Origin of the sequence: Pseudomonas idahonensis (genome assembly GCF_037903935.1) — a bacterium.
GTDB classification, from domain to species: Bacteria; Pseudomonadota; Gammaproteobacteria; order Pseudomonadales; family Pseudomonadaceae; genus Aquipseudomonas; species Aquipseudomonas danubii.
This window is the reverse complement of sequence record NZ_CP149586.1, coordinates 538684-551513: the sequence shown is the minus strand read 5'-3', so window position 1 is coordinate 551513 and position 12830 is coordinate 538684. Positions and strand designations below refer to the sequence as shown.

General features: G+C 63.4%; 7 protein-coding genes and 3 pseudogenes. 6 read left to right on the top strand and 4 right to left on the bottom strand.

From position 1 onward, the window contains the following. The first annotated feature begins 270 nt into the window (after positions 1–270). Both putA and WIN67_RS02475 read left to right on the top strand, forming a co-directional pair. Positions 271–4224, top strand: coding sequence for a trifunctional transcriptional regulator/proline dehydrogenase/L-glutamate gamma-semialdehyde dehydrogenase (gene putA / locus WIN67_RS02480; protein ID WP_102882051.1), 3954 nt, complete (start codon positions 271–273; stop codon positions 4222–4224). A 170-nt stretch (positions 4225–4394) separates the two neighbouring features. Further along, the gene (locus WIN67_RS02475) at positions 4395–6197 is read left to right on the top strand and encodes an acyl-CoA dehydrogenase (protein ID WP_170004065.1); all 1803 of its coding nucleotides are present in this window, start codon (positions 4395–4397) and stop codon (positions 6195–6197) included. 159 nt (positions 6198–6356) lie between these two features. On the opposite strand, the gene WIN67_RS31025 is transcribed toward WIN67_RS02475, so the two are convergent. The 4 genes and pseudogenes from WIN67_RS31025 to WIN67_RS02460 form a co-directional block, all read right to left on the bottom strand. Then, entirely contained in the window at positions 6357–7088 is a 732-nt protein-coding gene (locus WIN67_RS31025; protein WP_371826196.1) for a methyl-accepting chemotaxis protein, read from the bottom strand. Positions 7089–7223: 135 nt separating this feature from the next. Further along, positions 7224–8249: pseudogene (locus WIN67_RS31020) on the bottom strand (HAMP domain-containing protein); the annotation flags it as partial. 163 nt (positions 8250–8412) lie between these two features. Next, positions 8413–8715 carry a cell division protein ZapA gene (locus tag WIN67_RS02465; RefSeq protein WP_102862843.1) on the bottom strand — a complete coding sequence of 101 codons (303 nt, stop codon included), beginning with the start codon at positions 8713–8715 and terminating at the stop codon, positions 8413–8415. Next, positions 8712–8942, bottom strand: a complete 231-nt coding sequence (locus tag WIN67_RS02460) for a hypothetical protein (protein WP_102862842.1) — start codon at positions 8940–8942, stop codon at positions 8712–8714. The genes WIN67_RS02465 and WIN67_RS02460 overlap by 4 nt, the downstream gene beginning before the upstream one ends. A gap of 311 nt (positions 8943–9253) precedes the next feature. Here WIN67_RS02460 and WIN67_RS31015 point away from each other — a divergent pair. From WIN67_RS31015 to WIN67_RS31000, 4 genes and pseudogenes are all read left to right on the top strand, one after another. Continuing rightward, positions 9254–10024, top strand: a pseudogene (locus tag WIN67_RS31015) (MCP four helix bundle domain-containing protein); the annotation flags it as partial. Beyond that, positions 10007–10879: a methyl-accepting chemotaxis protein gene (locus tag WIN67_RS31010; RefSeq protein ID WP_422394718.1), complete on the top strand. Its 873-nt coding sequence runs from the start codon at positions 10007–10009 to the stop codon at positions 10877–10879. The pseudogene WIN67_RS31015 and the gene WIN67_RS31010, both read left to right, overlap by 18 nt. 46 nt (positions 10880–10925) lie before the next feature. Beyond that, positions 10926–11795 (top strand): annotated as a pseudogene (locus tag WIN67_RS31005) (MCP four helix bundle domain-containing protein); the annotation flags it as partial. Positions 11796–11825: 30 nt separating this feature from the next. Next, entirely contained in the window at positions 11826–12698 is an 873-nt protein-coding gene (locus tag WIN67_RS31000; protein ID WP_372342496.1) for a methyl-accepting chemotaxis protein, read from the top strand. Positions 12699–12830: the final 132 nt, after the last annotated feature.

Below are 12830 nucleotides of genomic sequence, written 5' to 3'. Positions count from 1 at the left end.
AGGTGCAACCAGTTTCATCCAATTAAGTTGCACCTTGTCGCATTTACCGACGACGACAACTTTTTTGCTCCTTTTTGGAGCAAGAAATCCACCCGCCAGAATTAAATGCACCAAGGCAATACGGGAGCCAGGAGGCAATATTGATTTCCTGACGAGCTGCTATTTATTCCGGCGAAAAAAGGGTTGCACCCGGTTGCACCTATTTCGGCGCACGGATAATCTTGCCGCCAGCTGATGCCACACGTGCGTGGCAAACATGAGGATAAAAATATGGCTACCACCACCCTCGGGGTCAAACTCGACGACCCAACCCGCGAGCGCCTCAAGGCTGCTGCGACCTCGATCGATCGTACGCCGCACTGGCTGATCAAGCAGGCGATTTTCAATTACCTGGAAAAACTCGAGGGTGGTGCAACCCTGACCGAGCTGAGCAGTGTCACCACCAAGGACGGCGACGACGCCGGCGACGTGCTGACCGATCACGCTCACCAATGCTTCCTCGAATTTGCCGAGAGCATCCTCCCTCAATCGGTGCTGCGCGCCTCGATCACCGCTGCCTACCGCCGCCCGGAACCGGAAGTGGTGCCAATGCTGCTGGAGCAGGCGCGTCTGCCGGCCGCCACCGCCGAAGCCGCCAACAAGCTGGCCGCCTCGATCGCCGAGAAGCTGCGTAACCAGAAGAGCGCCGGCGGCCGTGCCGGTATCGTCCAGGGCCTGCTGCAGGAGTTCTCCCTGTCGTCCCAGGAAGGCGTGGCACTGATGTGCCTGGCCGAGGCCCTGCTGCGCATCCCCGACAAGGGCACCCGTGACGCACTAATCCGCGACAAGATCAGCACCGGCAACTGGCAGCCGCACCTGGGCAACAGCCCGTCGCTGTTCGTCAACGCCGCCACTTGGGGCCTGTTGCTCACCGGCAAGCTGGTGTCGACCCACAACGAGGCCGGCCTGACCTCCTCCCTGAGCCGCATCATCGGCAAGAGCGGCGAGCCGATGATCCGCAAGGGCGTGGACATGGCCATGCGTTTGATGGGCGAGCAGTTCGTCACCGGCGAAACCATCGCCGAAGCCCTGGCCAATGCCAGCAAGTTCGAAGCCAAGGGCTTCCGCTACTCCTACGACATGCTCGGCGAAGCGGCACTGACCGAGCACGACGCGCAGAAATACCTGGCGTCCTACGAGCAGGCCATCCACTCCATCGGCAAGGCCTCCCACGGTCGCGGCATCTATGAAGGCCCGGGCATCTCCATCAAGCTCTCGGCGCTGCACCCGCGTTACAGCCGCGCCCAGTACGAACGCGTGATGGAAGAGCTGTACCCGCGCCTGCTGTCGCTGACCCTGCTGGCCAAGCAATACGACATCGGCCTGAACATCGACGCCGAGGAAGCGGACCGCCTGGAGCTGTCCCTGGACCTGCTGGAGCGCCTGTGCTTCGAGCCGCAGTTGACCGGTTGGAACGGCATCGGCTTCGTGATCCAGGCTTACCAGAAGCGCTGCCCGTACGTCATCGACTACGTCATCGATCTGGCCCGCCGCAGCCGTCACCGCCTGATGATCCGCCTGGTGAAAGGCGCCTACTGGGACAGCGAGATCAAGCGCGCCCAGGTCGAAGGCCTGGAAGGCTATCCGGTCTACACCCGCAAGGTGTACACCGACGTTTCCTACATCGCCTGCGCACGCAAGCTGCTGTCGGTGCCGGAAGTCATCTACCCGCAGTTCGCCACCCACAACGCCCACACCCTGTCGGCGATCTACCACATTGCCGGTCAGAACTATTACCCCGGCCAGTACGAGTTCCAGTGCCTGCACGGCATGGGTGAACCGCTGTACGAGCAAGTGGTGGGCAAGGTCGCCGATGGCAAGCTGAACCGTCCGTGCCGCGTGTACGCACCGGTCGGCACCCACGAAACCCTGCTGGCCTACCTGGTCCGCCGCCTGCTGGAAAACGGCGCCAACACCTCCTTCGTCAACCGCATTGCCGACCAGTCGATCTCGATTCAAGAGCTGGTGGCCGATCCGGTGGCGCAGATCGAGCAGATGGCCACCCTGGAAGGCGGCTTCGGCCTGCCGCACCCACGCATTCCGCTGCCGCGTGACCTGTATGGCAGCGAGCGCGCCAACTCCGCCGGCATCGACATGGCCAACGAACACCGCCTGGCGTCGTTGTCCTGCGCCCTGCTGGCCAGCGCTCACAACCACTGGAAAGCCGCGCCAATGCTCGGTTGCGCCGCCAGCAGCGAAACCCCGGCGCCGGTCCTCAACCCGTCGGATCATCGCGACGTGGTCGGTCACGTCCAGGAAGCCACGATCGAAGACGTCGACAACGCCATCCAGTGCGCGCTGAACGCCGCGCCGATCTGGCAGGCCACACCACCGGCCGAACGCGCCGCGATCCTGGAACGCGCCGCCGACCTGATGGAAGCCGAGATCCAGCCGCTGATGGGCCTGTTGGCCCGCGAGGCCGGCAAGACCTTCGCCAACGCCATCGCCGAAGTGCGTGAAGCCGTGGACTTCCTGCGTTATTACGCGGTGCAGGCCCGCAATGACTTCAGCAACGACGCCCACCGTCCGCTGGGTCCTGTGGTGTGCATCAGCCCGTGGAACTTCCCGCTGGCGATCTTCAGCGGCCAGGTCGCCGCCGCCCTCGCCGCCGGCAACCCGGTACTGGCCAAGCCGGCCGAACAGACCCCGCTGGTGGCGGCCCAGGCCGTGCGCCTGCTGCTCGAAGCCGGGATTCCCGAAGGCGTGCTGCAACTGCTGCCGGGCCAGGGCGAAAGCGTTGGTGCCCGCCTGGTCGGTGACGAGCGCGTCAAGGGCGTGATGTTCACCGGTTCCACCGAAGTCGCGCGCCTGCTGCAACGCAATATCGCCGGGCGCCTGGACAACCAGGGTCGGCCAATCCCGCTGATCGCCGAAACCGGTGGCCAGAACGCCATGATCGTCGACTCCTCGGCCCTGACCGAACAAGTGGTCATCGATGTGGTGTCCTCGGCCTTCGACAGTGCCGGCCAGCGTTGCTCGGCCCTGCGCGTGCTGTGCCTGCAGGAAGATTCCGCCGACCGCGTGATCGAAATGCTCAAGGGCGCCATGGCCGAAAACCGCCTGGGCAACCCGGAGCGCCTGTCGGTGGACATCGGCCCGGTAATCGACGCCGAAGCCAAGGCCGGCATCGAGAAGCACATCCAGGCCATGCGCGACAAAGGTCGCAGCGTGTACCAGATGGCCATCGCCGACAGCGAAGAATGCAAGCGTGGCACCTTTGTCATGCCGACCCTGATCGAACTGGAAAGCTTCGATGAACTGCAGCGCGAGATCTTCGGTCCGGTGTTGCACGTGGTGCGCTACAAGCGCAAGGACATCGACCAACTGATCGCCCAGATCAATGCTTCCGGCTACGGCCTGACCCTGGGTGTGCACACCCGGATCGACGAAACCATTGCCAAGGTGGTGGACAACGTCAACGCCGGTAACGTCTACGTCAACCGCAACATCGTCGGTGCCGTGGTCGGCGTGCAGCCGTTCGGCGGCGAAGGCCTGTCGGGCACTGGCCCGAAAGCCGGCGGTCCGCTGTACCTGTACCGCCTGCTGTCGACCCGTCCGGTGGATGCCATCGAGCAATCCTTCGTTCGCGCCGATGCCGCCAACGCCCCGGACCTGCGCCTGCGCGAAGCCCTCGGCAAGCCGCTCAACGCCCTGCAAGCCTGGGCCGAGAGCAGCAAGCTGGTGGAACTGGCGACCCTGTGCAAACAGTTCGCCAGCCAGTCGCAAAGCGGTATCACCCGCCAGCTGAACGGCCCGACCGGCGAGCGCAACAGCTACGCCATCCTGCCCCGCGAGCACGTCCTGTGCCTGGCGGAGGTCGAGGGCGACCTGCTGACCCAACTGGCGGCCGTACTGGCAGTCGGCGGTTCGGCAGTCTGGCCGGAAAGCGACCTCAGCAAGGCGCTGTTCGCCCGTCTGCCCAAGGACGTGCAAGCACGCATCCAGCGGGTGGCGGATTGGACCAAGGACGACGTGGTATTCGACGCGGTCCTGCATCACGGCGACTCTGACCAACTGCGCGGCGTTTGCCAGCAAGTGGCCCAGCGTGCCGGAGCCATCGTCGGCGTCCAGGGCCTGTCCCAGGGCGAGACCGCGATTGCCCTGGAGCGCCTGGTGATCGAGCGCGCCCTGAGCGTCAACACCGCAGCGGCCGGCGGCAACGCCAGCCTGATGACCATCGGCTGAAGCCGATAGTCAGCAGCATGGAAAAGAGCGCCCTCAGCGGCGCTCTTTTTTTTGCCCGATGCAATGTCCTGTGCCTGTTTGGCATCTTTATCACCCAGATCAATCTTGCTATTCAGCCTTTATTCACGCGCCTAGACTCAGCCCATTCCCTAGCCAACAGGTATGCCGCCATGTCCGAGACGCTGCTCAGTTCCCGCAATCTGGCTTTCGAACTGTATGAGGTGCTCGACGCCGAGGGCCTGACCCAGCGCGAGCGGTTTGCCGAGCACAATCGCGAAACCTTCGATGCCGCCCTGGGCACCGCGCGCAACATCGCCGAGAAGTACTTCGCCCCGCACAACCGCAAGGGCGATGAACACGAGCCGCGCTACGAAGACGGCCAGGCGGTGCTGATCCCTGAAGTGAAACCGGCGGTGGACGCCTTCCTCGAAGCCGGCTTTCTCAACGCCGCGCGCAGTTTCGACGCGGGCGGCATGCAGTTGCCGACCCTGTTGTCCCAGGCCTGCTTCGCCCACTTCCAGGCCGCCAACGCGGCCACGACTTCCTACCCGTTCCTGACCATGGGCGCGGCCAACCTGATCGAGAGCTTCGGCACCGACGAACAGAAACAACGCTTCCTGCAGCCCATGATCGATGGCCGCTTCTTCGGCACCATGGCCCTGACCGAGCCCCATGCCGGCTCGTCGCTGTCGGATATCCGCACCCGCGCCGAACCGGCTGCCGACGGCAGCTACCGGCTCAAGGGCAACAAGATCTTCATCTCCGGCGGCGACCACCCGCTGTCGGAAAACATCGTGCACATGGTCCTGGCCAAGCTGCCGGACGCGCCGCCCGGGGTGAAGGGCATTTCCCTGTTTATCGTGCCCAAGTTCCTGGTCAACGATGACGGCAGCCTGGGGCCGCGCAACGACGTGCTGCTGGCCGGGCTGTTCCACAAGATGGGCTGGCGCGGCACCACTTCCACCGCGCTGAACTTCGGCGATAACGGTAATTGCGTGGGCTATCTGGTGGGCAAGCCCCATCACGGCCTGAGCTACATGTTCCAGATGATGAACGAAGCACGGATCGGCGTCGGCATGGGCGCGGTGATGCTGGGTTATGCCGGCTATCTGTATTCATTGGAATACGCTCGCGAGCGTCCGCAAGGTCGCCTGCCGGACAGCAAGGACCCGACCACTGCACCGGTTGCGATCATCCAGCACGCCGATGTGCGCCGCATGCTGCTGACCCAGAAGGCCTACGTTGAAGGCGCCTTCGACCTGGGGCTGTATGCGGCGCGGCTGTTCGATGACACCACCACCCTGGCCAGCGAGGCCGAGCGCCAGCAGGCCCATGAACTGCTGGACCTGCTGACGCCCATCGTCAAGTCCTGGCCTTCGGAGTTCTGCCTCAAGGCCAACGAGCTGGCGATCCAGATCCTCGGTGGCCACGGCTACACCCGGGAATACCCGGTGGAGCAGTACTACCGCGACAATCGCCTGAATCCGATCCATGAAGGCACCCACGGCATCCAGTCCCTGGACCTGCTGGGGCGCAAGCTGGCGCAGAACGGCGGCGCCGGGCTCAAGCGCCTGATCCGCCTGATCGCCGAGGCGGGCGAGCGGGCCCGCGCCCATGCGTCGCTGGATGCCCTGCGCCTGCCTCTGGAGCAACTGGTGACGCGCCTGCAGAGCGTGACCCTGGGTCTGCTGGGCGACTTGGCCAGCGGCAAGGTCACGGCGACCCTGGCCAACTCGGCGCTGTATCTGAAGGCTTTCGGCCACGCGGTGATCGGCTGGCGCTGGCTGGAACAGGCCATCAGGGCCGAGGAAGGACTGGCGCGAGGTCATGCCGGGGACCGGGATTTCTATCACGGCAAACTGCAGGCCGCGCGCTACTTCCTGACCTGGGAAGTGCCGGGCTGCCAGCATGAACTGACCCTGCTGGAAGCACGGGACGCCACCTGCCTGGAGATGCAGGACGCCTGGTTCTGAGGCCGAGGCGGCCTGTCACACCGCAGCGCTGTTCGCTGGCAAGCCAGCGCCTACCAGAAGGCTCACTCCACACCTGTGGGAGCCGGATTGCCGGCGAAAGCGTCAGGCCTGGCACTGCGCGGCCCGAGGTTCGCTGGCAAGCCAGCTCCTGCAGGCTGGTCAGTGCAGCTTGAAACCGCCCACCTGGCGCGCCAGGTCTTCGGCCAGGCGCTGCAGGGTCTGGCAATCCTCACGACAGGTGTGCACTTCAGCCGCGGTGGCCCGGGCCAGTTCGGAAATGCCCTGAACATTGCGGTTGATCTCTTCGGTCACCGCCGACTGTTCTTCCGTGGCAGTGGCGACCTGCTGATTCATGTCGCTGATACGCTCCACCTGCCCGGTGATCGCCGTCAGTGAGGCCCCGGTCTGCTGGCTGGACTGAACCCCGGTGCCGGTGGCCGATTGCCCCGCATGCATCGAGGACACGGCGTTCTCCGCCCCCTGCTTGAGGCCCTGGATCATCTGCTGGATCTCATCGGTGGAGGTCTGGGTACGCTGGGCCAGGGTCCGGACTTCATCGGCCACCACCGCAAAGCCACGGCCCATTTCCCCGGCCCGAGCCGCCTCGATGGCAGCGTTGAGGGCCAGCAGGTTGGTCTGTTCGGAAACCCCGCGGATCACCGCCAGCACCTGATCGATGGAGGCCACCTGTTCCGCCAGTTCGCCCACGGCACCGGCGGCCAGAGCGATTTCACCGGACATGCTCTCGATATGCCGAATCGAACCGCCCACCACGTCCTGGGCCTGCTGGGCTTCATCCCGGGCCGCCTGGGAAGCATCCGCCGCCTGCCCGGCATTGCGCGCAATGTCCTGCACGGTAAGCCCCATCTCATGTACCGCAGTGGCCACCATGTCGGTCATTTCCTGCTGCCGGCCGGAGCGCTCGGCGGTGTTCTCCACCACCGCCGCCACCTGGCTCACCGAGGAACGCAGGCGTTCGGTGGTGGCCAACACCTCACCGATCATGCCGCGCTGGCTGTCGAGAAAACGGTTGAAACCCCGGGCCAGATCCCCCAGCTCGTCGGCACGGCTGGCATCCAGGCGCAGGGTCAGGTCGCCACCGCCGCTGCCGATGGCCACCAGCCCTTCGGTCACCTGTCGCACCGGGCGTACCAGGCCACGGGCCAGCAGTACAACCAGCAATAGGCAGACGCCGGCGATGCCCAGGCCGATCAGACTAGTGAGCCAGATCGCCCGGTGCGCCTCGGCGTAAATCTGCGCCTGCGGCACCTCGGCCACCAGGCTCCAGCCAAAGCCGCGCAGTGGCAGGCTCAGGGCCAGGTAGTCTTCGCCGTCACGCTCGAAATGACTGCTGGTCAGTCCCTCGTGCCCCATCAGCGCCTCGGCGGCGGTCGCGCCGATCTGCTCGGACAACTGTCGCTTGCCACTGAATTCAGCGTCCGGATGCACCTGGATCAAACCATCGTTGCGCACCAGAAACACCCGGCCACGCTCGCCAAAGCTGTAGTCGTGAATCAGCTGCGACAGCTCGGTCATGCGCAAGCCCAGGCCGGTGACCCCCACCAGCTCACCGTCTTTCTCGACCCGGTAGTTGATGAACAGCGCCAGCTCGCCACTGGCAACATCGACATCGATGTTCAGCACCCGCGGCTTGCCGCTGTCGATAAAGCGATAGAACCAGACATCCTTCGGATTATCCCGACTCAGGGTCCGGTCCAGGCCTTTCTGGTTGTAATAGTGATGGCTGAGCGGGCTGGCCATCATGGTGGTGAAGGCCTGGTTCTCGGCGCGGATGTCTTCCAGGTAGCTGATGAAGCTCTGCGCCCGGACCGGGTCTTCGCCTGCCGCCAGCCAGTCGCGCAGCATGCCGTTGCCGGCCAGGTCACGGGCGGCGGTCAGAGGCTGGGTCAGAATGCGTTCGATATCGTTGCGCATGGCTTCGATGCTCGAAGGCAGCGCCCTGTCCACCAGGTAGCTCTGGGTCAGGTGATTGATCAGCACCGTGTAGATCGCTACGACCACCAGCAGACTGACCAGCAGGGCCGAACCCATGCTGAGGATCAGTTGCCATTGAATACTGCGTCGCCAGAATTGCATGGAACACCTCTTTCTTATGGTTATAAGAGGCTGAGATACCGCGCCAGCCGCGGGAAGTTGTATACAAACAATGTCTCTGCTTGTCCAACCCATTACCCGCCAGCTGTGTGCACTTCCATCAATTCTGTTGAATGGTCTTGGCGATCACCTCGACGGTGGCGCTCACCTGCTCCTGATAACGCTCAAGCGCCTGGGCGTGCTGCTTTTTCATTTCGATCTGCTGCGAACACAGGTTCATCGCTGCCAGCACCAGCAGGCGCTCGCCAATCAGCGTCGGGTATTTTTTCTTGGTGTCGGCCAGGGCCGCCTTGAGCATCAGCGCGGCGTCCATGAGGGTCTGTTCCTCACCGGCCGGCGCCTTGATCGAGTAATCCTCGCCCAGGATCGAGACCACCTTCACCCCATCGATGTGATGTCTCATGGGTTGGCCGGGCTCGCACTGACGCGCTCAACCAGAGCCTGGATGCGGGCGGCGGTAGCGCCCTGTTTTTCTTCCTGCTCCATGAGGCTCAACTGCAGGCTTTCGTTTTCATCCTTGGCCTGGGCCAGTTGCTCCTTGAGGGTTTCGTTCGTGCCGAGCAGCTCCTGGTTCTGTACCACCAGGTCACTGACCAACTGTTCCAATTGGCTGAGGGATGCTTCCAACATTTTGATCTTCCGGGCTGTTTGCAAAGGGCGCGTACGATAAAGAAAAGTCACCTTGGATACCAGGGATATCCAGGCGCAAGGCCTTGATTTTACTGGCGATGACCCTCACGCGAGAGCTGTTAGAGACTGTCATTCGCGCCTCGGGTTCCTGACGTTCGGTCGGATGCTTCGGAGTTTTACGAATTATCCCAACAGGTGGTCAGACTTTTCTGAAAGCGCTCCTGGCGATTCAAGAAGCGTTTTTTCAACGCGATAGCACAGGTACTTCCCTGACCCAAACGCGCAAGCCGCGCACATCCGAGGTAGGTTCAATGTCCCTGCGCACCCTGAATATCGCTCCGAGAGCATTCCTCGGCTTTGCCGTGATCGGTTGTTTGATGCTGTTTCTCGGGATCTTCGCTCTGAGTCAAATGAGCAAGATCCGCGCAGCGACCGAACGCATCACCCAGGACACCATTCCCAGCATCAAGAGCGTCGACGACTTCACCCAACTGAGCCTGCGCCTGCGGGTCCAGGCCTACCGGCTACTGCTCAACCGCGACCCCGAGGAACAGCAAAAGACCCTGGACTCCATCAGCCAGCGCAACCAGAAAATCGATGAAACCCGGGCCCGCTACCAGGAGCTCATCAGCAGCCCGGAAGAGCACGCCGCTTACGATCAGTACATGGAACTGCTGACCCACCACCGCCAACTGGAAGGCCAGTTGATCGAGCTGTCGCACAACAACCAGCTCGAAAGCATGCAGCAGCTGCTGAACACCGAGCTGATGGCCAGCGCCGAAAAGATCAACGCCCTTCTCAATCAACTGGTGGACATCAACACCCAGTACTCCAGCGCCGCCGATCAAGACGCGGCCGAGCAATACGCCACCGCCTTCAACCTGGTGGTGACGCTGCTGGTCATGGCCACCGCCCTGACCCTGGTGTTTGCCTGGCGGCTGATTCGCAGCATTACCCTGCCGATCGACAACGCCCTGCATGCGGCCGAAGCGATCGCCGAAGGCAACCTGACCCAGCCGATCACCGTGGATGGCCGCGACGAAGCCGGCCGCCTGCTGCAGGCCATGTTGACCATGCAGGAAAAACTGCGGGACACCCTGCAGCGCATTTCCGGTTCCGCCGGCCAACTGGCCTCGGCCGCCGAGGAGCTCAACAGCGTCACCGACGAAAGTGCTCGTGGCCTGACTCGACAGGACAATGAAATCGAGCAGGCGGCTACCGCGGTCAATGAAATGACCAGCGCCGTGGAAGAAGTCGCGCGCAATGCAGTGAGCACTTCCGAAGCTTCGCAAAACGCCACCCAATCCGCCGGGGACGGACGGGACAAGGTGCAGGACACCGTCTCGGCCATCGAACGCATGACCGGTGACGTGCAAGACACTGCCAGCCTGATCGGCGAGCTGGCCAACGAGTCCCGGGACATCGGCAAGGTACTGGACGTGATTCGCGGCCTGGCCGACCAGACCAACCTGCTGGCCCTCAACGCCGCCATCGAAGCCGCCCGTGCCGGCGAGGCCGGCCGCGGCTTTGCCGTGGTTGCCGACGAAGTCCGCGCCCTGGCGCACCGCACCCAACAGTCCACCAGTGAAATCGAACGCATGATCGGCAGCATCCAGAGCGGCACCGAGCAGGCGGTGGAGTCGATGCGCAACAGCACCGAACGCGCCGACTCGACCCTGAACATCGCCCGCAGCGCCGGCCAGTCCCTGGACACCATCAACAGCGCCATCAAGGAAATCAACGAGCGCAACCTGGTCATTGCCAGCGCCGCCGAAGAACAGGCCCAGGTGGCTCGGGAAGTGGATCGCAATCTGGTGAACATCCGCGACCTGTCGGTGCAGTCCACCACTGGTGCCAACCAGACCCGCTCCGCCAGCAGTGAACTGTCGATCCTGGCCGCTGACCTGAACAATCTGGTGACCCGCTTCCAGCTGTAAACCCCCCTTCTCCCGGCTCCAGGGCTCTATTACGGGCCTGGGGCCGATGCAGTCGGCCGTTGACACTCCCGGCCCGGTGCGTAGCCAAAAGGCTAAATCCACGGCGCGACTCAAGACTTTAGTCGTACGACCGATAAGTCACGGTAGATCAGTCTCAAGCCCCCGCACGGATGCGCCCTTTTTGGTACTCACCATGTCCCTACGCAATATGAATATCGCTCCGCGGGCCTTCCTCGGCTTTGCCATGATCGGCGGCTTGATGCTGATCCTGGGGGTGTTCGCCCTGAACCAGATGAGCAAGATCCGCGGCGCCGCCGAGGACATCACCCTGAGCAGCGTGCCGAGCATCAAGAGCCTCGACGAGTTCACCCAGCTGACCCTGCGTCTGCGGGTGCTGTCCTATCGCTTGCTGGTCAACCGTGAACCCGATGTCCAGCAAAAGACCATCGAACTGCTGGACATGCGCAACCAGCAGATCCGCGCCGCCCAGGTCACCTACGAGAAGTTCATCAGCAGCCCCGAGGAAAAGACTGCCTACGAGCAGTACGTCCAGTTGCTGACACAGTACCGGCAGATCGAAGAGCGGATGAGGTCCCTGTCCCGCGGCAATCAGGTGGAAGAGCTGCGCAACCTGCTCAACACCGACCTGCTGAACAACTCGGAAGCCATGAACACCGTGCTCAACCGCCTGATGGAGATCAACACCCAGCAGACCCTCGACACCAACCAGCAGGCCGCCGAACAGTACTCCTCGGCCTTCAACCTGGTGGTGGCCCTGCTGGTGCTGGCCACCGGCCTGACCCTGCTGTTCGCCTGGCTGCTGACCCGCAGCATCACCGTACCGATCGCCAACGCCCTGAGCGCCGCCGAAGAAATCGCCGAAGGCAACCTGACCCGGCCGATCCAGGTCGACGGCAATGACGAAGCCGGACGCCTGCTGCGCGCCATGGCCAAGATGCAGGAAAAACTGCGGGACACCCTGCAGCGCATTTCCGGCTCCGCCACCCAACTGGCGTCGGCAGCCGAAGAGCTCAATTGCGTCACCGAGGAAAGTGCCCGTGGCCTGACTCAGCAGAACAACGAAATCGAGCAAGCCGCCACCGCAGTCAATGAAATGACCAGCGCCGTGGAAGAAGTGGCACGCAACGCCGTGAGCACCTCGGAAGCCTCGAAGAACGCCACCGCCTCCGCCGGCGACGGTCGCGATCTGGTGCAGGAAACCGTGTCCGCCATCGAGCGCATGAGTTCCGACGTGCAAGGCACCGCCAGCCTGATCGGCGACCTGGCCAACGAGTCGCGGGACATCGGCAAGGTACTGGACGTGATTCGCGGCCTGGCCGACCAGACCAACCTGCTGGCCCTCAACGCCGCCATCGAAGCCGCCCGTGCTGGCGAGGCCGGTCGTGGCTTTGCCGTGGTCGCCGACGAAGTGCGGGCCCTGGCGCACCGTACCCAGCAGTCCACCAGCGAAATCGAACGCATGATCGGCAGCATCCAGAGCGGCACCGAGCACGCGGTGGACTCCATGCGCAACAGCACCGAGCGCGCCGAGTCGACCCTGAACATCGCCCGCGGCGCCGGCCTGTCGCTGGACACCATCAACAGCGCGATCATCGAGATCAACGAACGCAACCTGGTGATCGCCAGCGCCGCCGAAGAACAGGCCCAAGTGGCCCGGGAAGTGGACCGCAACCTGGTGAACATCCGCGACTTGTCGGTGCAGTCGGCCACCGGCGCCAACCAGACCAGTGCAGCCAGCAACGAGCTGTCGCGACTGGCCGTGGACCTCAACAGCATGGTCGCGCGCTTCAGCCTCTGAAGCCGCTCGCCAGCCCCGCAACACGCCGGTAAATCGGCGCCGGAATTCACAGCAAAAAAATCCGCCACTGTCATCAAAAGCTTTTTGACAGTGGCGCATTTCAACAGGTTAGAATCGCTGGCACGCAGACTG